Genomic DNA, 25,071 nt, shown 5'->3' on the forward strand with positions numbered 1-25,071 from the left:
ACCTTTTTGTGAGTATATATTTACGCGTCAAGCAAGAAATCGTAAGTAAATTACGATTACTGAAATGATAATGATGCTCAGAATGATAAAATGGTATGCCAATTACATCTAGCAGTACCAATTGCCGCACTAGCGGGTATTAAAAATCATGTAACAATATTTCCAAGACCTCAGTTAAGGGAAATATGTTAAAAATGAAAGACTCAGCTTTAATTTTAGAACTGCTACATCCTGCTCTGCATATTAAGAAGCATAGTGATAATAACCAAAGAGGTATTTTGGATTGTTGGATTGCAGTACCCATCACAGTCGAACCCTGCGAAGCGATATCTAACTATGCCTCTCAAAACCTGCGTCTATGGTCAAACAGTAAGGAAGATTTCAAGACTGCGATAAATGATGCCGTCAAAATTCAATTTGCCAATGATCACTGTCCTGTTGAGATAATAGATAATCAGGTTGATCCGTATTCTTCTCAATGTGAGATAACGCTGAAAGATAAGTCAGGCAATGAGGCGATATTTATTTTTGAATTAAAAACTGTTGATGAGGGATTAACTCTATGAACGCAGCTAAAGCAGGCTTTCCTATGCAGCCTATTTATTTAGATGACGTGTTACGTTTCAAAGAAAACGAGATCGTAGTGTGGTGGGTGGATAACGGCAATATTAACATGAATAAGATTGTCGCTGAATTTTTCAATAGCAACCCAAATGACTTGCAACAATTCGCTCAATTGATTGGCTATAGCGTTGATGGTTATTTTGAGTTGGGTTACGTATCAAATAATACAATCAAGAATATTGAAGGTATTATTGAACGTGATGAATATGGTATGCAAAATTTCAAATCACCATGGCAACCATTAATAATGGATGATAATGGCGTGGTACACTTCAAATCCAACGAGATATTAGACTATTTTTTAATACAAAATAGTACAACTCTGATGGATATTATGCAGAAAAAAGATGATTTTAGCAGCGAAGATTTTGAGCAGTTATACATGTTGATTGGTTATAGTGTTGATGGCTTTGTAGGTCAACCAAAGGTGACTGATGAAGCGATTAAAAAAGTAGATATTCTAGTTGCGAACCAATTCCCATTGAAATAATCGTAAGCCAAATACCGAAAAAACCGACTACTTATTGTCGGTTTTTTACTTTCTGCCGCCTGACGCAACAAATAACTATTTACCCATAAGCACCGTTAGCAACTTACTCAATTTTGAAAAGAAGTCGTTTTTACTGGATGCGGCTGTCTTTTTTTTCATCCCCTCTAACGGTTGGTTAACAAATTCCTCAAACACCTGATCATAACATGTTGGGTCGTTAAGAAGCTTAGTGACTAATGAATTAGGATATTCTACTGGGTGTAGAAGCGGGATGTTGTATTTCGTATTAATAAATAACGCCACAGCAGCGGAACGAGAGCGTCCTGAATCACAATTAATAACAATGCTTTTAATGTTAGGATTGGATGTGATCGCAATGATAGCTTCGATTATGTCGAGCGCTTTATCCGGCATTAAACAATCCGCATAATATTTCGGAAAATCTTTACCAAATTCTTTGATCAATTCTTCGTCATACGCAGCATCTTCGAATCCAAATGAATAATACATACCCCACTGTTTTTCATAGTTAGCCCCCCAAGCTTCATTTTTACGACTTGTATCCTCATGATTAACATCATGAATTGATATGTATGCTACATCAGGTTGTGGTGTTATCTTTAATCCGTCACGCAAAGGGATAAAATTCACAAACTCAATCATTTTTATACACTACTTATTAAAATTGTAAGAAGATTATAATAATAGGGTCATTAACTTACAATTTCATTGATTAAAAAATGAGGTGTATTTGATTAATGTTGCAAATATCAAGTAAAATTGCCCTCGCAAGGTATTTTCGCCATACGCTTAAGATGACCTCTTGAGCTATCTCGAATATTATTTACCATTCGTTAGCGTAGATAACGTAAAATCATAACCAAGGAAAAAATTTTAATGTTTAATCTAAATGAAATTGCATTTAAGCACCACAAGGTCGTAATAAATAAAGCGATAGCATCAAAGGATCCTGTAGACATTGATGAGGCAAAAGAATATTTGGCTGTATTACTACAGGAGTTTGACGGGAGTTGGTTTAATACAGCATCATTTATTGGTTGTTCATTAGTCGATATCAGAATCTTAGCGTGAACAAAAATTATTATAAATCTATAGGACCATTCCGCATGGGCGTAATACCTAATAATCTCTGTAAAATATTAGCCATAACTATCTCTCTGTCTCTCCCCTCCGTTTCACTGGCTTTTGGTGGCTATAATATTGAACCAGTACAGCAAGGTGGAATATTAATCGGTAATGCAGGAGCGATTATTCAATCGAAGCAACAAGCGATGGCCACGTTAATTGGACAGTGGCAAATCATTAAGACGAGTGACAATTCACGTTATGCCAACGTTCAACCAACAGATTTTTTTGATATTAGATACGGTAACGCGACAACGGTACTTAATATAAAGCGTCAATATCCTCAAGACGCTGAGTTAGGAAGATCCTTTCAACGTTTATGGAACCAAAAGGATGGGATTCTAACTGCTATGTGTGTTGGTTTATGGGGTGGTCATGATATGAGTATGGAATCGTTTGTAGCTTACGATAATTATCAAGAAATGATGATTCAGGAACATTTATACGAATACTCTGTATTACAAGAACGTGGCCGCGATTATCGCAAGCAATGCGTTGAGTCATATAGAGATAATTCTTTAATGTTTATTACTCGTGCCGATAATAGTTACGGTATTAAAAAACACTCACTATTTCCTGTTTATCGTTTTTACGAAGATATGCTTGGCACGTTTAAAAACGAAGTGCAGACGAATTTATACATTAAACACAGATTTAATGGGTTTGATATGATGAAGAGTGTGGATGTACGTTTAGGAGACGATATAGCAATAGATATCGTTGATAATAACCATGTTATTGTTTATGACTTCTTGAGAGGATCAAAGGCTGGTGGTTGGGCTTATTTTCAGCGTGTAGGTCTAAATCGTCTAATGAGCAGAAATTATTCTTTACGGATGAACCATAATCAACAGAAACGACCATTAAATATCACAGGGAAAGTTGGTAGTATTGAACATGAAAAAGAGCGTTATCAAGGTGTGTTCAATTAATCGCTAAATGCATTTGCAGGGCATTCAGCGATTAATATTAGTTAACTACTCTGCTATTTCGTAATGACGGCATTTGGGAAAGTTGTCACATCCCCAAAAATCCATATGTGCAAGTTTACCTCTTTTCCCACGTCTAAATGATAAGCCAGAGCCGCATTCTGGGCATTGTTTGTTAGTTACTGGGATCGATTTATCTTTATCATTATTTTTTGGTAACGTGATTATGCTGTGATAACAGCATTTTGGGAAATTGTCACACCCCCAAAAAGTTGCCCCGGAAAGTTTCCCTCTTTTTCCTTTTTTGAACGATAAACCTGAACCGCATTCTGGACATTGTTTGTTAGTTACTGGTTTCTTTTTAACCTTTAATTTTTTTGATTTTAGTTGTTGTCTTTTAACATTTTTAGCCGAAGATAACGCTATTTCGTTTCTTTTGCAGGCGATATGTTCGCACATTAAAATAGTAAAGCCTTTTAACTCTCCGTTCATTATCGTTATAGGATGCAAAGCACCCCCACATCGATCACAAATATCGTTATTCGATAACGATATTTGTGTTTTTGGTTCTGAAGTTAAGTTGGATTTTATTGTTACGTTCACTGAAGAACCAGGATTATTGGTATTGGTTGGTATTGAATTAGCATTGGGTGCTTGTTCTTCGACTCTCCTTTTCCCCTTATCTCTTTTTATCTGTACTAACTTACCAATAATTAAAAGTGGAACTAAAAATAATATCAATAAAGTCATATCCATGATTATTTTTCGTCCTTATTCTTTTCACATTCAGTATTAAAGCCAATCTTAATTTTAAGCGTAGACTGTGGTGTTGGTGTTGGTGTCGGTGTCGGTGTCGGTGTCGGTGTCTTCTTTATGCTCTGTAGTTTAAGTACAACAAAGCAGCCGAAGAAAATACATAAAGCCAATGGCATTAGTATTGTTATGAATGAAATAAAAATATTCATTTAGTATTACCCCATACAGTTTTTAAACGTAAAAAAAGCCGACTTTTATGCCGACTTTTAAAAAATCAATTTTGGCGATACAAATATTAATTAGAAATCGAAACGTGCGCCTAGAGCTAGTTCGTTATGAGCGTTGTCATGTTGACCACCGATCTGCATTGTGTAACCGGCATAAGTGCGGAAATTAGGATTGAAATAATATGATGCGTTAACAGTTGCTTCGTTTGCAGCTATGAGTTTAGCCGCGTCACCATTATGTACTGATTCTAAATATGAATAAGAACCTGACAGTACGATTTGCTCGTTTAGAGCGTATGACGTCGCTAATTCATATCCACGAATATGCTTATTAGGGCCAAAGTCGTGAACGATGGCGTCTTGATAAACAATCGCAGCATAAATATTGTCTAGTGAATATGATGCACCAAGCATCGTTTGTTCATCACGCTGTTCTGATTGACCGTCAACAGTTTTGTTCGCATAAGCTGCGCCTAAAGTAACGCCATATCCCATGTCATACTTTGCTGCGAGTGATCCACCAGCTTTATTATTGTGATCTTCTGACTTTCCGCCATCAAACTTGTATGCAGTTTCAACAGTAAGACTGTTAAAGGTCGCGGTGTACGCAAGTTGATTATCTTCACGATCCATCAACTTGGTATCTGCAAAGCTTGAGCCAGTATTCTGGATGTCAGTAAAATCAGTCACAAGGCCAAGGGCACTATCCGTTTTACCAAACATCAGTTGGTTATTTGCATTACCAGCACCAACGTACAGATAACGTAATTTTTCGATATCTTGAGATACGGCTAAGTCTTTTTCGATGTAACCAAGGGCGCTATAACCAGAATCAGTAATTTGAGTTTGAGCTAAGATACCAATTCGACCAATTTTAGTGGCGGTCATATCATGATTAGCAAGAATGCTATTTGCTTCAATACGTCCGTTTAAATCAACAGATAAAGCATCATTGGCAAATATGGTTGATGCAGAAGCACCGCTTGAAAGTGCAAGTGCAGCTGTAGTCACAGCTATAGCAATAATGTGCTTTTTCATGCATTTAATCCTTAAAAAATTATTGTTATCGCATTACGGAACTTTTTGTCGTAATTGAAACACGACGAATCACCGCATTGTAACGTGACACGTTGACATTGCAAGTCAAAACGAAATCAATAAAACAATTGAATCAAAAAACCAATGAACAATAACGCTTAATTTTGTAATATTTACATAATTAAGGTTGATATTTAACCAAGTGATATTAATTAAGTCGCATCAACGTAACGGTTAACTTATACTTGCTTCGCTGTATCATTATGCTGTGTTGATGTTTTAACGCATTCTGAGAGCGAGAAGCGAAACTCTAAATTCGTACTGGATGGGGTTACCAAAACCAATAATCAGTAAAATGGGAAAAAATCTTTAATCTTAAAAACGGTAATAACCAGGAATGGTTATTACCGTTTTTTTTCAATAAGACATTAGTTAATGTTACCCCCCTTTATTTTCATCAAAAAAAACGCCAACTAGATTAATTTCTAATTGGCGTTTTTTTGTAACGGACTAAATTTTTAGTCGTCCATAAAAGACATTGCAAGAGCCGAAAAGCCTGAAGGTTGATTATTCTGATTCGTAACTATATGTTCAGATGTAATCGGTATTGATTGAGTACCCCTCGCTTTATCTACTGAAGATGCAGGTCGTATTGATTCAGTTTTTAGTTGTATTTCAGGCTTAGGCTCAGGTTCAAGTTCGGGCTCAGGCTTAGGCTTGGGTTCAAGTTCGGGCTTAGGCTCGGGCTTAGGCTCGGGCTTATGACTAACAGTAGGTAGAACCTCGTTAGTCATGGCTTCATCAATATCAACATTCGACATTTGAAGCACTTTATAAAGCTTGGCTAACCGACTGAAATCAGGCGCTAACCCCCTTTCTAAATCTCGCACAATCAGATCCGGTAATGTGCTATCCAGCGCCTCAAGATATAAACCAGCTTGTAGCAGTCTAGTAATGGCTTGAGATTTACTCCCCCGTTGTGATGCTTTTAATCCATCAAGGAAAGTAACGATCTGTTGATGCGCTGTATTGTCAGATTGAAAATAGAATTGAGGTCCTTTAATAGTTGTTGATACCATTATTTGACACCTTTATCTATGGACGTTTTGATAATTCAATTTTAGCAATAGCAGTTACTAATGCGGTAGTTGAATTCTCTATCAGTTCGTGTTCAATACCCTGTAAAGTTAAGAAGTCAGAAAGCAGTTCAGCCCCGCCGCCAATTAACAAGAATCGGTCAATACGACCCTCAGCATAGATGAAGTCTTGAATGTAATTAAATGCCTCGCTCATTACTTGATCGGTAACATCGTTACGATTAATAGTAAATCGTCCATTGCTCGCTTCACCTGTTACCAGTAATGCCTCAATTCGAGCGTCTCGACAATCTGGAACATTAATCGCTTGTTTAACTGCATTGTATGTCTTATACATGCCGACAGGATAACTTGCACATTTCATGATACGAGTTGCAGGACCAGCGAATAATGCAAGGTCTAATGTAGTACCACCCATATCTGCTAAAAATGTTATATCGTCGTCAGATGCAGATTTTCCGCCCTCAGTCAGTTTGATATATGAAGCAGGTATTCCTTCCGGATAAACGCTGACTTGAGTGATGATGATGTCTTTTTTCCCTTCACATGTGACTGGAACTTTAACGTTATCACATTTGCGTTTTATATTTGTTTTATTGATACGACCATTATCATAAAACTCAGAAATTGGAAGTGTTACACAGACTTCTACTTCGTGGCCACTACAACCCATAGAATGTAGCGCGTGATGAATAGCTGCCACACTCAGATTACTATATTGATACTCAACGTTTGCTGTACGAATTGCGCGACATTCAGGGTAGAAAGTGTAAACGACATTACGATCAGGTGTTGTAACAGTATAAGTGCCGCCATATTTATCAGTGGTATCTAGTACACCCATACCAAATTCAGCGCGGTTACTAATTGTAGCTGTTTTAAGCTCATCATTTTTAACTAAAGTAATTTTAGTTCCAGTTGAGCCATCATCAATAAATGCACGCAAAATATCTGCCATTTTTAATTCTCCAAGTTGCATGTGTAAAGTTTAAAACAAGAAAGGTAATACATGTTTTCCTTGTTCCTTTTGGTTGGCTGCATTATTAATCCACCACATAAATATGTCAATAGATAAAGTTCAAAATAAGGTAATAACCTATTACTTACTGGTATTTAGTTGTTTTTACTGACGGATTATGAATATAAAGTTGTTATAATTGATTGTTTTTAAATACATTAGGTCTAAATATCAGTTCTGGTGAGTAGTTGATGAATAGTTGATGAATAGTCGGTGAATAGTCGGTGAATAGTCGGTGAATGCCTCGTAATCCAAATATCCCCCAAATATTGTTACTAAAATACGGTAACTAATTAATTGTAAGGCAAACACGCATTAAGAATGAATGGCGTTTTATATAAAATAGCGTGATGAGTAAATGTAATTAACAAACAATGGTGTTGTAGATTGATCGTTTATTATGATATGGAAATACACAAATCACATTATAATCATGGATGCAGCCGTTAATAGTTGTTAACCTACTACGATTTCAACAGTTAGAGTTATGCAATGAAAGAACTTAGATCAACTATATGTGTTAATGAAAATGGTGCTTTAAAATCAATTTTAATCCCTGAGTTATCAAGCGTTCCTTTCCTCCTTGAAACAAAAGAACAAATTGATGACTCTTTAGGTTTTATACGACGAGAGTTAATTTTATCCGCCAGTGAACACAATAGTAATATTGTTGATCTTAGGGGTGCATCGGTAAGGAAGCTAAATAAGCATTACGAACAAACAAAGACCACCAGCTCGTTAGCTTTCTTGTCAGCCTTTTGTGTTGGTGGATGGGATGATGATTACAATAAAAATGCAGCCGTTGCAAAATTTGGGTTAACAATTTCACGTATTAATGATGATGGACTACCTAATTTATCAACAGGACACCCATTTTGTGGCTGTTCAAATTCGGCATTGATATTTGTTAAATTCCTAATTTCTATATTCCACCGTTTAGATGTGGACTGTCCTGCAGGGAAAGTGACACTTGTTGTTAATCATCCACTTCTGATTAATATCTTAACTAAAATTAGTAATAATATTTTTGAAGGTGATCCTGGCGATAAAACAAACGGCTTAAATTGGCTAGAGTGTCTTTGTTTCCTGCAGCGTCGTTATAATGATATTAGACATCGCTATACGTTGGTGTTTTTAGATAGTGATATTCATGCATCTGATTACCGTTCGATTAACAACTGCGATTATTATTCAGAGATAGCTACAGCAGAACGACTTAGCTACCTCAACTCTGATCATATTAGTACGAATAGAGAGTTCAGTTGCAATCAATTAAGAACGAAATTACAACATGCCAATATAGTTGGTTTTCTTTTTAATGATGGTCTATATATGTCAACTAACCTCTTATCAGATGAAAAACAAGGTGTTAAATTTCCGCCATTCTTTGGTTTAGACGTATTAATTATTAATAAACAATCATTTGGTTTTAACCGCTTAATACAAAACTTTCAAGGTGAACTTTTTGCGTACAGCACAGTTGATGTTATTAATAACTCATCCTGCACTAAGGGTTTATCCGTGTGGGGTGTCAACAATGATGAGCTATGGAAGGGCGCGTATCTTCAAGCTTCATCGGAAAATAGTATGATAAATACGTTGAGTGATATCGTTTGGTGCATAAGAAAATATCATCAGCGAAAACAAGGAAAGACAATTGGTATCATCATTGAAGATGAAAATCTCATTAATTTTATTTACGCGTTACGATCTGGTAGTACGTTAAATACATCACGTATTACAAAGTCAGAATACAAATATACAGTTAATTATATTCTTCGTAATTTGGCATGTTGTAAAAACATTTATTTCATTTTCGCACCTAAAGGATCAGTTGATAGTCTGACGAATAGTGCTGAAGGTCAACGTTTAGCATCTATATCAGCTGCTAAACGAAATTTACAAATAATCCGTGTTAAATATTTAGACAATGATTACGTTACCTTGCCAGATTTCGTTGGGGGTATGAATTGTTAGCTAAATCAAGAGGTAAAAATAGTCAGTTAGCTACAATTATTTCAGTGAACTGGCATTTAATATTCAGCACTATATTGATTCTCGTCTCCTTAACGACGGGTTTGTTCTCATCGATGATAAGTGCTGATGAGTTAAGTGAAAGTACAATCCTTAGTTTGGGAACCTCGATTACAACGATCAATAAGACCGAAAAATTATTTGGTGCGACAATCCACCTCGCGGCAATTAGCTCTGAGTTGAAAACGGTTGGGGTAATTGTGTCTGCTGGGGCAACGCTAAAAAATAACAAAGATCGCGGTGTAACACAGAATATCTTTAGCATGGGGTTCGGACCGATTTATCAGCCAGCCCTTTTAAATTGGTTACGTCCATACGTGCTAGTTGGTGCTACAACGATTCATAATATTAACGAACGCTCTACATCGTCAGGTTCAATGATGTTGTTAACATACAGCGCTGGAGTACAGATTAACATTCCCTACGTGAATGGCTTGTTCGATATTGCTGTAAGCCAAACACCAAAAAATAAAATTTATAACAATATTTATTTGGGTGTTGGCGTCCACTTTTAAATAAACGTAGTTAACCCCCTCACCTCTTTTGATGAGTGGGTTAACTATTGAACTAAAACTATAAATTATGGATTGGCGACATATCTATTGGAGTTATGATGTTATGCAACAACGATTTAATGCTTGCGACAACGGGATGCTTTTCATCGAATTTTTTATTTGCAAACGCATCGTCAAAACAACAAGGGTCATTAAGCAGATTCATCACTGATTGATTTATTCTTCGATAATCTCCGATTAATGGCATTTTATGCGTTAATTGATAATACCGAGCAATAGCTGCTGCTCTTGATGTACGCGAAACACATGCAACATATATTGTATTTATAGCGGGTAAGGCATCTATACGCTCAAAATATTGATGAATGCGTTGTGCATGTTCTTTGCGAAAACGATTATTATAATAAAACTCAAATTCCTTTGATGATGTTTGCTGTATGTCCATTACATCGTAATCAATATCATCTGCAACAATATCTGCAACGAAACCAAATTTGTTCCAGTAAGAACTTTGCTCTCCACAAAACACATCGTCAGTACAAATTACAACGTCCTTTTGCTGCTGTAGTTCATGAGAAATGTCGATATTATCAAGTACGATAATTAATGCTGTGTTTATGGATGCTTTTATTTTTTCAATTGCATTAGCGCGTATCACTTTAATTTCTTTACACATTTTTTTAGTCCGAAAGTTTAGTTTGTTGTAATTGACTGACAATAATAGTTATCGTCAGTCGGCTGCTGGTTAGGCAGCGCATTAGTTAGATGCTGTGATAATGGATTTATTCTTTTATTAATAACTGAGTTAGTATTTCCCCTCTGATATTAAATAACGATACAACTAAATTACCCGTCACGGTCTGCAATTCAATGTAACTATTGTTATTAGCCAAGCTAATAGCACAACGCTTTTTTGAGGCGCTTAGTATAATTTTGGCTACGCCTAAATTTTTTATGTCAGAGTTATACAGAACTGCACTAATCCCGCGAGTTTCGTGATAAACAGTTACCTTTTGATCTTCAATAACGATATTGAAGTGTTTTTTTTCAACCATGATAGAAGCTGGTTTAGTTGCTGCTAAATATTTCTGTGCTTCAAACATTGAGAACCTATTTCATTGATATGTGAATAAAAACGAGGCGGTAAAGAACTTACCGCCCTAATTCTTAAACTCTGAACGGCATTACAAGATTAAGTGATGAACGTTGAGTAGACGGAATAATCAAAGCTGGTGATGTAACATCAGTTAATTCAATGCAGACAAAATCATCAGGTGTATTACTCAAAGCATCAATTAAATAACGCGGATTTACGTGATAATTAAAACCGATTTCTTCGGTAATGGTTGCTGTGATCTCGTCACATCCCAAATTTTCGTTATCATCAGTATCTTTGCCAAGCTCGGAGTTAACCGTGGTTAATTGAATAGAGTTTTGATTGAATGTCATTTTAACTTTTGGCGCGTTTTCGCCAGCCAACATGACTAATAAACGGTTTAATACTTCGATAAAACCAATACGGCTGACTGTTGCTCGTTTATTTGATGGGGCTGGTAAAACTCTACGAATGTCTGGATATTTAGCATCCACAAGATTCGTGCGATAGATTAATGATCCCCACGTAAATTCGACTCGATTATCAGATATAGATATACCAATATTTTCAGCATCTTCACTTAGTCGAGTTAATACAGAAACGGCATTAACTGGGATTAAAATTTGACTGTCATTAACTGTTTCGCCATTTAGCATATGTCGATTAGCTGCAAGGCGGTGTCCATCAGTACCAACAACAAATAAACAGTTATTAATCGTTTGCATCATAACGCTGTTTAAATACGCCCTAACGTCCTTTTTTCCTGTCGCATACATTGTTCGCTTGAGCATGTCGATTAAAAGATTAGCGTTTGCTGTAAAATGTTGTTGCTCATTATCTAGCAACGGGATTGTTGGATAAGTGCTGCTGTCGATGGTTTTGATCTGTAATCGAGAGCGACCACAAGATACAAGTGCGCGATCTTTGTCAGACACAGTTTTAAGTTTTACAGGTGTGTTTTTTGGAAGCGAGCGTACTACTTGAAAAAATTTAGCGGCATCGAGACAAATTGCACCGTATTCTGTAGCTGTAACATCATCAGCTTCGCACTTACGAATAAATGATTGATTCCCGTTTGATGCAGTTATAGATAAACCTGATTCATCGTTCACGATAAGTACAAAATTAAAAGCATCAATACCAGTTTGACGAGAATCAGCATTGCTACATGCGTGACCACAAAATTTAAGTAACTCAAGATTATTAGTCGCTTTGATTTCCATTTTTATCACCTATAAAACATCTAATTAATGAAGTAACCATCTTCATTTCGTGTGAATATTGTCTCACGGTTTTTGATACGCGCCACCCCCTCCATTTCGGTAACTATCTGTTATTTATGCTGTTATCCAATTACATTAATAGTTTTTCTGTTGGTGACCTACTTCAAAGATGCCCGTTATTAGTGTTGGTGGCTTACTTCAAATGTGCCTGATCAAGAATGAGATGGTGCTGTTGGTGGCTTACTTCAAAGATGCCTGATTAAGAATGAGCTGGTGCTGTTGGTGGCTTACTTCAAAGATGCCTGATTAAGAATGAGCTGGTGCTGTTGGTGGCTTACTTCAAAGATGCCTGATTAAGAATGAGCTGGTGCTGGTGGTGGCTTACTTCAAAGATGCTTGATTAAGAATGAGCTGGTGCTGTTGGTGGCTTACTTCAAAGATGCCTGATTAAGAATGAGCTGGTGCTGATGGTGGCTTACTTCAAATGTGCCCGTTATTAGTGTTGGTGGCTTACTTCAAAGATGCCTGATTAAGAATGAGCTGGTGCTGTTGGTGGCTTACTTCAAAGATGCCTGATTAAGAATGAGCTGTATTCACTGGATGCGCTTTTAATCTTTTCTGATTGTGTTAGCGAGTCCCTTAATTATCCACTCAACATGCTTGTATTGGGATATTAAGGTGCCGCTAATGATAACGTCAGTATGTGCAGAGGTAGTCCTGTGAGGCTGTTTTTTGCTTATAGGGTTATATGCCACAATGAGGTAGTAATTATTTTTATCCACATATCCCCCACTATAAAATAATATAGATCTTTATAAGAGATATAAAAAGATATAAAGAGATATAAAGAGATATAGGGTATCGTTTTTTCATTTAAAATCATAATGTTGAGAGATTAACTATTACTAAATCTTTGGTGAACCATTACTATCTATTTGGTAAGCCATTACTAAATCTTTGGTGAACCATTACTAAATCTTTGGTTAACTATTACGAAAATTCTGGTTAACTATTACTAAGTCTTTGGTGTTAATTATAAGTTGTGGACAAAATAACATTGATATCACCCCCTAAATTCCAATTATTACTAAACCTTTGCCGTTGGTATCTAACTATTACTATCTCTTTGGTTTTTGTTGTTGCTTTTACCCGTTATATTCGTATTATTACTGCTTCTTTGGTGGTTAAGCCAAAGAGGTAGTAATAGTTCACAGTTAGGGATGAGATCGCATGGGAAACATAATTAAAAGTAATACTAAAATAATTAGCTCAAATTTTTTTAAAAAAAGTCACGAGTTAGTTTTCAGCCAATTATCATTAACACCAATTCAACATGATATTTTTGCACTCTTCCTCGCTAGGATTGAAAAAGAAAATTGGGACAATTATAAAAATAATGGAAATCTAAAAGATGTTCCATCTTATGAATTTAATAATGACCTTTTGAGTGATTGGTTTCAAACGGCAAAAATTAATTTGTATTCAACTTTGAAAAAACCATGTCAAATGCTAGCTAGTGTTTCTATCGGCATTCCTATGGAGAAAAAAGGCGATTTTCAATACCGACCTCTTTTTAGCGATATCACGTACAAAGGTGGTGTATTAACGCTGACACCCAATTACAAACTCGTTGATGTGTTCGTTGGGGCCTCAAATGGATACTCTTTAATATCTCATAAAGAATTTCGTGATTTAAACCTGGAGTCATCAAAACGTTTGTATACAATCTTATCAAGATGGCGATCGTTCGGACGACTACACCCGTTTTCTCTAACGGAATTACATGGGATCTTCGGTTTACTTGATGAACGAGGTAAATTAAAGAAAAAAACCTATGAAATTACCGCTAATTTCATCCTGCGGATCATTAAACCCGCAATCAAAGAAATTTCAGAACGAGATAAAAATATAGAATTTTTGATTGATAGTCAGACCGGTAATTTTGGATTTAAGTACACTAAAGAAGGTCGAAAGATTTCAGGTCTAGAATTCTTATTCTCGTGGCGAACATCCGCGACTAAAAGTGTAAAACCATCAAATGAATTCACATATTTTGATGCTGTATCAATCTATAAAGATATTATGTCTGGAATTGATATCGAGTACACCGAAGATACTTTGAATTATGCTCTGAAAATGATTGGAGAAATGATGCTAGATAAAAATCTGGATTTTGAAGTCGATGCTGGAGCGTTTATATCAAAAGTTGTTACGTTAAAAAGTAATATCACAATTGATCAATAACTATTGATGCCACCGTCAAAAGATTAACGACCATTATCGGTTGTTAGTGGCTTACTTCAAATGTGCCTGATTAAGAATGAGCTATATTCACTGGATGCGCTTTTAATCTTTTCTGATTGTGTTAGCGAGTCCCTTAATTATCCACTCAACATGCTTGTATTGGGATATTAAGGTGCCGCTAATGATAACGTCAGCATGTGCAGAGGTAGTCCTGTGAGGCTGTTTTTGCTTATAGGGTTATATGCCACAATGAGATAGTAATTATTTTTATCCACATATCCCCCGCTATCTACTTTAAAAATGACAAAATTGAGGGATTTTTTAAATATAGTAGTAGATACGATCGCTTACTATTGAGTCGATTCTACGTCAACTAAATCAACAATAGTGTCATGTAGACCATACCAACTTCCAGTCCAGAAATTAGTTTTATTCAATGACAGCAAATATATTTAATGGATTAAATAAGCTTAAAAATATAAAAAAAATCATAATCTTATAGTGATGATTGAGGGGTATTTGATAATATATTGAAGGCCCCAGAATTGACTGACTGCTGGGGGACAGGGGTTATTAAAGGAGTCCATTCTTGAAAGACTGGATCGATTTAATTTTAGCTATAGCTACTTTAGTCGGTGCACTAGCAGCTTTAATTAAAGCATTAAAACAGAAATAACCCTTTACTAAAATGTGTTAGCGCACATTTTAGTGTTCAAGCGATTAACTGTTAGCGCAGTGGATCGCTTTTTTTTAGCATGATAGAGTTTTTGACATTAAAGTAAACATCACTATTTAATATAATGCTTAAATTTTGACGCAAAACCTAGAGGATCAGCAATTGGACTCACTGATTGGCTGTATCTCACTATATGACGTTTATTGTTAGTAATGAGAGCATAAAGTTGATCATTACTAGCAAGTTTAAGATCATCCTCTAAGAATGTATTTAATGCTTCTTTTATATTGCTCATAGAGACACGATCAATTAAATACTCGCCGACAGAAATCGGTTGTAATGTACTGTAACTGGCTTTAATCCTCTCCAGAATACGATCTTTAAAATCCCCAGTCCGTTGCACTAATTCATCTACAGTTTTATTTATATCATCATCTGTAGAATAATAGCTCAGCAGCAATTTAGGTTCATCTTTAGTAATAGTGATCCAGATATGGTAATGAATGACGACATTCTTACCTGCAGGAAATCTTGCAATCACAAATTTACGTGCTTCTACATTACGTATAATTTTTGGATCTAAAATGGGAGGCATATCACCATTAAGAAAATTTGGTAGATCAACTGTATGTTCATTTAAGAGTGGCCCGGCTAATCCTAAATCAGTGTTTTGATATTGATCGACGATAATATCAACAATATCATCAGGTACATTGTTTAAAGATTGATCCCCTGCTGTTGTATTGTAATTAAAACCAGGATTTACAAGTTTATCAGCATGTAATGTTAACTCTTCAGAAAAATAATATTGAGGAGAATACGAGTAATACCCTTTTGCTTTCAATTTTGTCGAATCACATTCATTGTCGTTATCAATGATAGACGGTAAAATTCTAGCAGGTAATGAGCTGCGTATTACATTTTTAGATTTATAGTGCACTTCCAAATATGCTTCTTTATTAGCCCCTATTCCATCCATTATAAAATCAAACCAAATTCCACCAATATAGGCTTTTATTTGCGATATATAGTGCTTCTTTTTTAATACAGAGAGAAGTTCAACTTCGTTATGATTTCTGTCATAAAAACTGATTACATCTTCATTTTTAAATAAAAAAGATGGATTTTTTTTCGTGAAATTTTTAAAACGAGTCGCATGTTCATGTAGTGCTGTAACAATATAATGAGCAAACTTTTCTGAACTTTGAGGTACTTGTTCCCTACCAATCACCATCGGGAATATTTTTTTTAGTTCTTTTGCTGAATAATTTATTCTTTGAGAAGCAGACTTCTTACCTGGCCATTTAAGACGAGCATCGAGATATAAAAGGAAACTAAAATCACTACCACTGATGACTGACCACGGTAATAAATATGGCCCTTTTGACTTAAGAATAAATTTTAGTGCGTCAACATCCCACCGTAGTACATAAACCTGTGGGAATTTTGATGATTTTCGATGTGCTAATTTTTTTTCAATACGGAATAGAGGTTTAGTTGCTTCACTGATCCATTGACTCTCAATTAGTTCGCTACAACAAAATAACGTGTTAGCCCATATCGCTAAGTTTTTATCTACAAAACTTTTCCAGTGTTCGCTATCTTTATCGACCATTAACCACGTTAGAATTTGATCACGATTAATACTGCAAATTGCCTCAACGTGATTTTTTAATATAAATGCTTGTTTATGATATTCAAAGTAAGACATCGTTAAATTAATAATTAAATATAGAAAACGAATATGTTCAATATCTGCTATTTCAGTAGTTGGGTCAGCAGCAAGAATTCTAGACGAAAATGTTTCACTATGACGAACCTCAAAAGAGGATTGATTATCAAATTTAATACCCGATATCGGTAAAATGTTAGATAAACGTGTGTGATCGGGAACTTGAGTGGAATTAAAAAATGCTTTTAATAATCCATTATCATTAACAGATAAATTCGGTGTAATCAATGGATTAGAATCACTTGTTATTAGTAAATGTCGATTTTCGTTACTAATAGTTGTCATTTCACCATTTTTCAGAACAGTTTTACTATAAGTAGTAGATTTACTATTTACTAAATAGAGTGAAGCATTCTTTGAGTTATTGAAATGTTTAAAATTACTTGCTGTTTGGCTAATATTTGAGTTTTTAAGTTTGTGAAGAAATGCTCTTGCGGTGTTAAATTGTACATTAAAAAGTTGCGAAATTTCTTGTGCAGAAAAACATCTCTTTTCTGTTTCTTTGATAATTTCAAATAATGTTGTTAACTTTTTTACAACATTCTTATTTAGTGATGCAGTATCAATTGATTCGATACTAGATAGCTCTTTAGGAAAATAGAGGACAGGACCGTGGTTTGCTGGTCTTAATTTTTCTTCGAATAAACCATTTTCTTGATTAAACAAAATCATTTCTATTTTCCATTAAAAAGATATTTATTTTTGATCTTTGATCTCTACATAAGATATAGGTCATTTGTAAAACCTCAAAAAAACACTATAAATCAACACCTTGAAACTCAACCTTTCTACTGATCAATGAATCAAACCTTTCTGATCTGATAAATATACCTACTGATCAGTGATTTAGATGTGCTGATCTCTATTTTATAGTTACTGATCTTAGATTTACAACAGCTGATCTTATATGTAACTAACAGTTTAACAACACGTTATCCACAGGGATATCCAAGTTAAGTTGAAAATATGCTGTTTTTTATGAAGTAGAATTGCGAATACAGCAGTAAATTCACATTAGAGTATTATGTCATAGATTCACTTTAGAGTTATACATAACATTTTAAGATTAGAGTTGCTAGTTAGAACTTCACATTAGAGCTTAATATTAGTTATTCACTTTAGAGTAAAACATCATACATTGACCTTAGAGTTTGTTGTCAACGTCCACTTTAGATGGGCATAAAAACTACTCTGAAGTGAATTATTGAGACATTGATCCAGTGTTGTTGACTTTAGAATTGGTCTTAAATTAACTCTAAAGTGAACATTTAATTAACTAACCAATTGAATGATAAGGTTTTATATTTTTAGCTGGCTAGTATTTATATAAGAACTTGAGTTGGCGTATAGATTGTGATGTTGACTTTAGAGTTGGTTGTTAGCGTAAGGGTTCACTTTAGAGTTGGTCTTGAATTAACTCTAAAGTGAACATTTAATTAACTAACCAATTGAATGATAAGGTTTTATATTTTTAGCTGGCTAGTATTTATATAAGAACTTGAGTTGGCGTATAGATTGTGATGTTGACTTTAGAGTTGGTTGTTAGCGTAAGGGTTCACTTTAGAGTTGGTCTTGAATTAACTCTAAAGTGAACATTTAATTAACTAACCAATTGAATGATAAGGTTTTATATTTTTAGCTGGCTAGTATTTATATAAGAACTTGAGTTGGCGTATAGATTGTGATGTTGACTTTAGAGTTGGTTGTTAGCGTAAGGGTTTACTTTAGAGTTGGTCTTGAATTAACTCTAAAGTGAACATTTAATTAACTAACCAATTGAATGATAAGGTTTTATATTTTTAGCTGGCTAGTATTTATATAAGAACTTGAGTTGGCGTATAGATTGTGATGTTGACTTTAGAGTTGGTTGTTAGCGTAAGGGTTCACTTTAGAGTTGGTCTTGAATTAACTCTAAAGTGAACATTTAATTAACTAACCAATTGAATGATAAGGTTTTATATTTTTAGCTGGCTAGTATTTATATAAGAACTTGAGTTGGCGTATAGATTGTGATGTTGACTTTAGAGTTGGTTGTTAGCGTAAGGGTTCACTTTAGAGTTGGTCTTGAATTAACTCTAAAGTGAACATTTAATTAACTAACCAATTGAATGATAAGGTTTTATATTTTTAGCTAGCTAGTATTTATGTAAGAACTTGAGTTGGCGTATAGATTGTGATGTTGACTTTAGAGTTGGTTGTTAGCGTAAGGGTTCACTTTAGAGTTGGTCTTAAATTAACTCTAAAGTGAACACTAGAGATCAAATACGTTCGCCCTACCATTATAACGAGCGTATCGAGACCATTAATTAATATTAATGATAGCAAACACGACAACAGCCAAAACTATCATTGCTGTCATTTTGTTATATCTTGATCTCCATATAGGATTAGTCATGCCTGTTTCAAGTTTCGCTTTGTATTGCGCTAGGTAAATAAATACAGAACCGGTATAGAACGTCAGTAGCATTAGTATTAAGAAACCCAACTCCACATCAGTTAGATGTGGGGGTAATGCACTGAAGAAAAGTGCCAGTCCAATAATCTGAACAATAATAAGTAGTGCACTTACAGCAAAATTATTACGTATCATATGAGTTACAACTTGAGAATAACTCACGCTTTCTTTTTGATCTAACATTAGTCGTCCCTACCGTTATTACCGCTAAGTTGAGCTAAACACGCACTTGCTAGTACAGGAAATTCTTTTAGTATTTTTGTTAAAATGGTGGTCTTCGCTTTTTCATGATAGCAACTGCGATTCATGTCAGATGCGTATCTCCAAATTTGACAGTAACCTACCGCATTGTGTCGAATCATATTAACAATGTGGCGATGTTTTGTTTGTGTGGCCAATAAGCTCCACTCGCAACCGTCTCGATGTGACTCCTCATACCATTCTTTAGTTGCTTGTAGCCAAAAGCTATAGCTTTTGATAGGTAAAGGCGCGTCCAGCTCCTTTAATAACAATTCATTCTCATCTTCGCTTAAATGTTCTTTGTTATATAATGCCCACTCTTCAATATGTTCTAATTCCCATGCGTAATATTTATGATCACTATCAAGACCTAGTGATAATATTTTTTGTAGAGGAGGAAGTTGCTTAGGACGCTTTAGGATTTTAACTGGTTTTACTCCATCAGCTAAAAACGTTAATACTGAATACATCTTTTTTGCATCTTGCTGACTGTATTTGTGATATTTCATGAGGTTCTTAGTGTTAAGAGGACATAAATCACCATCCTCAATAAAAGCAGCGTGTTGAGATGCTGTAATACTGTAATGGGCTGAATTTATTTCTCCGTCATCCCAACTGTTACTATTAATCATTGCTGCGCGTTTTTTTTGATAGAGTTCATTAATACTGGCGCGCTTCACTGTATTGAACGCGTAATCGAGAGTCTCACAATCCGTTGTTAACTGTAATGGACGAAAAATTTCAGGTAGAGGTTCATTCTTCGCAACACCTTTAAATAACGACTCGAATAGTTTTTTGATTGAAATGTCAGGCAATTCATCGCCAACTATTTTTGCATCACTACCATGCTGCCCAATCCCTAGTGATATGATCTTATTGGGAGTAATACCATACCCGTAACCAAAATTAGTCCCGTATACAGTATATAATCGATCAACGACAGATTTAGATAAACCATTTTGTTCATAATATCTGAAAATTGAACAGTAAAAATCAATGATTTTATTTTTATCTTTAAATGAATCATTTGCACTCAACTGATCACTGTAGTCACCAATATTTTTCTTCGCAGACCCCGCACAGTAGGTCTCCATTTTATCAAAAACGCCTCTAACTAACGTTTCAATGTGATTAATTGTCATTTTTATAACCTTGTTAATTAAATTTATACATGTATTTTTACATGATTAGCTTTATGCGCAATAGCTATCGTATCGTTATTAACCTACAAATTTATTGTTCTGTTAACCCTATGATGCTTACAATATAAAAAATTAACGTTATTAAGGGATACAGATAAATGCAAAGAGCAAAAAATCTTATTGATATGATTACCTCTCATCCTCAAAAATCGAATGATTGCATAGAATCATCCCCTGATTATCTTGTATGGGCACCGTTACTATCTCAATATAGTGATATTACCGCTTTAGAGCTAGAGAGTATTACGCGTAAGTTTGAAGGCTCGCCATTATCGTTAAATCCAGAGCAAAAGGAACTCGCAGTAAATGCTGCAATAAAAATTGCGAGTCAAACGAAACTAGAGCTATTCAAAACATTAGTACAAATGCAGCTAAACTTAACGGATGCTGTCCATCTAATTAATTCGACAAAACAAACTCCATCCTCGATAGCGAACGTCGTTGACGACCATTCAGAATGCCGAAACAATACAGATGCACCAATACCTGATGTTATTGATTACGCCTTAGAAATAAAAAACATTCAAACCTCATTAAGTAGCCTCATATCTATGTCGGAATTACGTAATGAGCACGTCGAATGTGATAGAACTATTGATGTTAATATGGTTTCAGTTATTGAAAATGCTATAAAAGCTGCAATAACTAGCAGTGAAGCTAAAACTGGCAGTGATGAAGGTCTTATCGAGAAAATAACTGCAGATAACGCTCAATTAATAGAAACAGTAAATAACGTATCTTCTAGCAATAGTAAAATGTTAGAACAAATTGAACTGCTAACAAGTGAGTGTAATGCCCTTACAGAAAAGTTGGCTTCTTCAGAAACCAAAGTTGCTCAGTTAATGAAAGAACGGAGCCCAGACCAGAAACAATTAGATAAGTCGCAAAATAAAATTGACTCACTTAAAACAACTGAAGTGGAGCTAAAAAAACAAATAAAGGGGTTCGAAGAGCGTATGGGCACCCTCATTAAGCAAAACTCAGATCAGCAACAGCGATTAGAAGATTCACAAGATCGATTAATGAAAGCTGTGGACGCTAAATATTTAGCTGAAGGTGAACGAGATAAATTATTAGCAAAATTAGAAAAGAAAACTGCTCGTAAAGACAAAAAATCTGATGTATTAGATAAAATGAGCCTTGTCGCAAGCCAAATTAATAATGAACTGAATGATAATATCGAATCGAATGATAATATCGAATCAACTATCTGATATTTAGAATAATTTACTTGCACTGCCTGATGTCTAGCTCATATTTCAATCAAGCTAGACATCAAAAATCATTAAGTTAATTTAAAAAATAACACGTATTTTTAGTTGGAAGCTGTGTAACACTACCACTCAACGCTCTTGACATTTTCCATGCTTTTGCGCGTCTTGCTCGACTATTCAATGTTAAGTGTTCAATAGCATCAGGCATTGAACCAACCTGTTCAAACACGGAAAAAATGCAGTGTGTACTGTCCATGAGTTCGATTCTAAATTTTTCTGTCGTAGCTCGATCATAATTAGTGACTGATAATTGATATTGAGTTATTCGTGCAAATTGCTCAGTTGCTAGTTTGTGATTCAACGTGTCGGAATATTTCTCTTTAATGAGTGCATCAATATCGTCACGAATACCGTTATTATCTGCATCAACACCCGTTAAATCGTTGGTTTCCGTTTCAACGTCTATGTTCATATGACCGAGATCTCTCGCCAGGTTTTTTATTGCCAGTTTTTGAGCCATTAACGATCTAATGTATTTTTGCGCAGCAGCTTTTTGGGTTGGGTTGCTCCCAAATTTAGTCTCAATTAACGCATCAGCTTCATCAGGTATACCGTTATTGTCAGCATCGTAAGCACCAAGCTCAAAATGATGTTTAGTTACGGTATTAGTATCGGTTACGGTATTAGCTAATGCGCTACCGCTTACAGCTAATGTGATTAAACTTGCAGTTATCAATTTTAATATTTTCAACGACATAACTTTACTCAATATGATTTTTTAAATTAGTAGTAAAAAACGTTTGTACGAAAGAATCTCGTTCATTTTTATCAATGATCCCGTTAACTATTTTAGTGATGCCTTTAATCGCATATTCGGTTCTTAATGCCTTTGAATTTGCAAACAGAATCGATGGGGTTTTATTTAATTGCCAATCTCTAACTCGAAATGAATGTAAGCACATTGCTGTGCCGATCGTGCGCGTGTTTAGTAAGGAGTTGTATTCGAATGATTTAAGTCCTGTAGTGTCAGTACAGAGCGCACGAAATCGCGTAACGCTGTAGAAATAGTGCCATTCTGCGAATGTATCAAATCAGTAATAATTGCTTTATCAACTTCAAATTCGTGAAATACAGAGTTGCTTGTCATGTTTAATTATCACTCGTTCAATAAAAGGATATTTTATCTTGAACGAGTGCAAATTATATTTATGTAATCGCCTGTAAATGCTTTCCCCAGAAAAAATAAATAATAACGCTGATTGTTAAATATGAATTAATATTCAATAAATCAGCATAAAATGATATTAATTTTAAAGTACCAAATTATCCCCTCCTTTATACGTATTTTACGACTGCGTTTTTATCTCTCGCTCCGCTTGATTTTTTAAAGATATATTTTTCTAATTCGCATTCTTAGGCGATCAACTGTCATAGCCTTTAGCATTTATCATTAAATTATAGATAAGCCAGCTATGCAGCTTACAGGCATCAAGAAACACATAATATGATGTAAAACTTAGGTATTGAACTTAAAATTATAGTTCAGGTTGTCTTTTGCTGTTGTGTATTTTTCATAATCAAAACAAATAAAACAAAATAATAACAATTGCCCATTTAAATTGTTTGAACTCAAGAAAAATCGAAGATTTGGAGTGAGTTTAAATAATTAAATCTTTTAATGCCTTTTGTTTAAGACCTTTGTTTAAGATCTTTTATTGGGTTAGTTAAGTTATTGAATTTAAAGGGCTGAAAGGTGACTTCTCGGGCAGGTTTGAAGACTAACTCGGGCAGGTTTGAAGACTATGAGCTGTATTAAGTAACAGGTTATACAACGCTTATGTACACATTATATACATGTTATCAATTTCAATTTTAATGGTTATTGTTGAAATAAAAACAAGCAATAATTAATTATTAGACTTACAACTTTAAAATTAGTTGTTGTGAATGAAAAATGAATATAAACTCAGGCAAATCGTTTTATTTCTTGCCTGAGTTGGATTTATTAATGTCAAAAATTGAATGCGATGAAGTTGCGATTGCAGATACAGGTAGTAACTGTTTTTTGAAACAATCAAATGCATTAACTACGGCCGCATATACATTAACGCGCAATGAAAAACGATTGATTTATATCGTTGTAGAGATCTTAACGACAAATAATATTCCAGAAGTCCGTGGCCGTTATGACATTGAAATTCACCATGGCTATTATCATCGGCTTTTTGGCGGCGGCAATAATGTTGCGCGTGATATAAATGAAGCGTCTCGGCTCTTAAATACACGCGAAGTTATTTTTTATCTTCCAGAAGAAAATGGTGATGGTGATAGCGAAGACGATATTGCACTTGATGGATTAAGTTGGACAGTCAAACGAGGAACGCGACCAAAATTGGGTCTAACGTTATTATCAATAAACGCAGAAGTAGCCGATTTTATGTTGGCCACACATCAGTTTACTGGCTACTATTTGCGAGATGTGGCTAGTTTAGATCGTGTTATCTCAATGCGATTGTATGAAAGCATTATGCAATGGCATAACAGAATGAAACGAAACGAACAATCAGTCACTTTTAGTTATGAGTGGATAATGGATCGCTATCAATTGCCGGCATCCTTGCGAGTTATTACTGATTTTCGTAAACGTTTTTTACGAGTAGCAACAAAAGAAATTACAGATAAAACGGATATAGACGTTAGATTTGAAGAACATACCCGTCGAGAAGGGAGAAAAATAGTATTAGAATCTATAACTTTTTACTGGAGTAAGAAGCGTCGGAACAAAAGCAAGAAATCGTTATGCGATAACGATTATATTGAAACTAAAACGGCATCACTACAAATGCCGCTTTATGAGTCAATGCAAACAGAATGTTTTATCCTTGCTAGTAAAGATTATCTAAACGCTATTATTAGTAATGGTGCAAAATTAGAGCTACCAAAACCTTCATGGTTTACACATTTTATTCATGCTCATAAATTTGTTACAGGATTACTGCCTGATCTTAAATATATGAATATTGCAAAAAAAGTGCTTAGTGAACAAGAGTATAATTTTTTGTCGTCAAAAGGTCATATTTAATGTTGCAGCAAAAACGAGCCTGTTTAGTTTGTT

The 25,071-nt window shown here is 34.9% G+C and carries 22 protein-coding genes; 9 read left to right on the forward strand and 13 right to left on the reverse strand.

The annotated features are described in order from the left end of the window. Nucleotides 1–194 precede the first annotated feature (194 nt). On the forward strand, nt 195–566 hold the full coding sequence (locus CIK00_RS03300; protein ID WP_101767510.1) for a hypothetical protein: 372 nt from the start codon (nt 195–197) through the stop codon (nt 564–566). After that, nucleotides 563–1,114, forward strand: a complete 552-nt coding sequence (locus tag CIK00_RS03305) for a hypothetical protein (RefSeq protein WP_101767511.1) — start codon at nt 563–565, stop codon at nt 1,112–1,114. Before CIK00_RS03300 ends, CIK00_RS03305 begins: the two co-directional genes overlap by 4 nt. A gap of 75 nt (nt 1,115–1,189) precedes the next feature. On the opposite strand, the gene CIK00_RS03310 is transcribed toward CIK00_RS03305, so the two are convergent. Then, on the reverse strand, nt 1,190–1,777 hold the full coding sequence (locus CIK00_RS03310; protein ID WP_101767512.1) for a hypothetical protein: 588 nt from the start codon (nt 1,775–1,777) through the stop codon (nt 1,190–1,192). A gap of 234 nt (nt 1,778–2,011) precedes the next feature. Here CIK00_RS03310 and CIK00_RS03315 point away from each other — a divergent pair, with 234 nt between their 5' ends. Together CIK00_RS03315 and CIK00_RS03320 are read left to right on the forward strand one after the other, a co-directional pair. Next, the gene (locus CIK00_RS03315) at nt 2,012–2,206 is read left to right on the forward strand and encodes a hypothetical protein (protein ID WP_101767513.1); all 195 of its coding nucleotides are present in this window, start codon (nt 2,012–2,014) and stop codon (nt 2,204–2,206) included. Between the two features lie 35 nt (nt 2,207–2,241). Further along, nucleotides 2,242–3,192, forward strand: a complete 951-nt coding sequence (locus CIK00_RS03320) for a hypothetical protein (RefSeq protein WP_101767514.1) — start codon at nt 2,242–2,244, stop codon at nt 3,190–3,192. A 45-nt stretch (nt 3,193–3,237) separates the two neighbouring features. Here CIK00_RS03320 and CIK00_RS03325 read toward each other — a convergent pair whose 3' ends face one another. The 5 genes from CIK00_RS03325 to parM all read right to left on the reverse strand — a co-directional run bounded on the left by CIK00_RS03325 (nt 3,238) and on the right by parM (nt 7,265). Then, complete coding sequence (locus CIK00_RS03325) at nt 3,238–3,945, reverse strand: DNA topoisomerase family protein (protein WP_101767515.1); 708 nt, start codon at nt 3,943–3,945, stop codon at nt 3,238–3,240. A gap of 2 nt (nt 3,946–3,947) precedes the next feature. Then, nucleotides 3,948–4,154 (reverse strand): hypothetical protein, encoded by a 207-nt coding sequence (locus CIK00_RS03330; RefSeq protein WP_101767516.1) that lies wholly within the window; start codon nt 4,152–4,154, stop codon nt 3,948–3,950. 90 nt (nt 4,155–4,244) lie between these two features. After that, entirely contained in the window at nt 4,245–5,210 is a 966-nt protein-coding gene (locus CIK00_RS03335) for a porin (RefSeq protein WP_101767517.1), read from the reverse strand. Nucleotides 5,211–5,728: 518 nt separating this feature from the next. Beyond that, the gene (locus CIK00_RS21430) at nt 5,729–6,289 is read right to left on the reverse strand and encodes a hypothetical protein (RefSeq protein WP_193435450.1); all 561 of its coding nucleotides are present in this window, start codon (nt 6,287–6,289) and stop codon (nt 5,729–5,731) included. 16 nt (nt 6,290–6,305) lie between these two features. Continuing rightward, nucleotides 6,306–7,265, reverse strand: a complete 960-nt coding sequence (gene parM, locus CIK00_RS03345; RefSeq protein ID WP_167388501.1) for a plasmid segregation protein ParM domain-containing protein — start codon at nt 7,263–7,265, stop codon at nt 6,306–6,308. Nucleotides 7,266–7,817: 552 nt separating this feature from the next. Between parM and CIK00_RS03350 the strand changes: the two genes are divergently transcribed. Next, nucleotides 7,818–9,302 carry a hypothetical protein gene (locus tag CIK00_RS03350; RefSeq protein ID WP_101767519.1) on the forward strand — a complete coding sequence of 495 codons (1,485 nt, stop codon included), beginning with the start codon at nt 7,818–7,820 and terminating at the stop codon, nt 9,300–9,302. Beyond that, on the forward strand, nt 9,296–9,874 hold the full coding sequence (locus CIK00_RS03355) for a porin family protein (RefSeq protein ID WP_144043142.1): 579 nt from the start codon (nt 9,296–9,298) through the stop codon (nt 9,872–9,874). The genes CIK00_RS03350 and CIK00_RS03355 overlap by 7 nt, the downstream gene beginning before the upstream one ends. A gap of 58 nt (nt 9,875–9,932) precedes the next feature. On the opposite strand, the gene CIK00_RS03360 is transcribed toward CIK00_RS03355, so the two are convergent. From CIK00_RS03360 to dnaN, 3 genes are all read right to left on the reverse strand, one after another. After that, nucleotides 9,933–10,550, reverse strand: a complete 618-nt coding sequence (locus CIK00_RS03360) for a hypothetical protein (protein ID WP_101767521.1) — start codon at nt 10,548–10,550, stop codon at nt 9,933–9,935. A 106-nt stretch (nt 10,551–10,656) separates the two neighbouring features. Next, nucleotides 10,657–10,977, reverse strand: coding sequence for a hypothetical protein (locus CIK00_RS03365; protein ID WP_101767522.1), 321 nt, complete (start codon nt 10,975–10,977; stop codon nt 10,657–10,659). 64 nt (nt 10,978–11,041) lie between these two features. Then, a complete protein-coding gene (dnaN, locus tag CIK00_RS03370) occupies nt 11,042–12,193 on the reverse strand; it encodes a DNA polymerase III subunit beta (protein ID WP_101767523.1) in 1,152 nt (383 codons plus the stop codon). Between the two features lie 1,230 nt (nt 12,194–13,423). On the opposite strand from dnaN, the gene CIK00_RS03375 reads away from it, so the two are divergent. Beyond that, a complete protein-coding gene (locus CIK00_RS03375) occupies nt 13,424–14,437 on the forward strand; it encodes a replication initiation protein (protein ID WP_101767524.1) in 1,014 nt (337 codons plus the stop codon). Between the two features lie 788 nt (nt 14,438–15,225). Here CIK00_RS03375 and CIK00_RS03380 read toward each other — a convergent pair. The 3 genes from CIK00_RS03380 to CIK00_RS03390 form a co-directional block, all read right to left on the reverse strand. After that, complete coding sequence (locus CIK00_RS03380; RefSeq protein ID WP_101767525.1) at nt 15,226–17,517, reverse strand: hypothetical protein; 2,292 nt, start codon at nt 17,515–17,517, stop codon at nt 15,226–15,228. A 1,630-nt stretch (nt 17,518–19,147) separates the two neighbouring features. Further along, nucleotides 19,148–19,483, reverse strand: coding sequence for a hypothetical protein (locus tag CIK00_RS03385; protein ID WP_101767526.1), 336 nt, complete (start codon nt 19,481–19,483; stop codon nt 19,148–19,150). Continuing rightward, nucleotides 19,483–20,682, reverse strand: coding sequence for a hypothetical protein (locus CIK00_RS03390; RefSeq protein ID WP_101767527.1), 1,200 nt, complete (start codon nt 20,680–20,682; stop codon nt 19,483–19,485). The genes CIK00_RS03385 and CIK00_RS03390 overlap by 1 nt, the downstream gene beginning before the upstream one ends. Before the next feature lie 158 nt (nt 20,683–20,840). Here CIK00_RS03390 and CIK00_RS03395 point away from each other — a divergent pair, with 158 nt between their 5' ends. Further along, entirely contained in the window at nt 20,841–21,956 is a 1,116-nt protein-coding gene (locus tag CIK00_RS03395; protein WP_101767528.1) for a coiled-coil domain-containing protein, read from the forward strand. 76 nt (nt 21,957–22,032) lie between these two features. Here CIK00_RS03395 and CIK00_RS03400 read toward each other — a convergent pair whose 3' ends face one another. Then, nucleotides 22,033–22,713 (reverse strand): DUF223 domain-containing protein, encoded by a 681-nt coding sequence (locus tag CIK00_RS03400; protein ID WP_101767529.1) that lies wholly within the window; start codon nt 22,711–22,713, stop codon nt 22,033–22,035. Between the two features lie 1,251 nt (nt 22,714–23,964). On the opposite strand from CIK00_RS03400, the gene CIK00_RS03410 reads away from it, so the two are divergent. Beyond that, on the forward strand, nt 23,965–25,038 hold the full coding sequence (locus CIK00_RS03410; protein ID WP_167388502.1) for a RepB family plasmid replication initiator protein: 1,074 nt from the start codon (nt 23,965–23,967) through the stop codon (nt 25,036–25,038). The last annotated feature ends 33 nt before the right edge of the window (nt 25,039–25,071 follow it).

This window comes from Photobacterium carnosum (assembly GCF_002849605.1).
Lineage (GTDB): Bacteria > Pseudomonadota > Gammaproteobacteria > Enterobacterales > Vibrionaceae > Photobacterium > Photobacterium carnosum.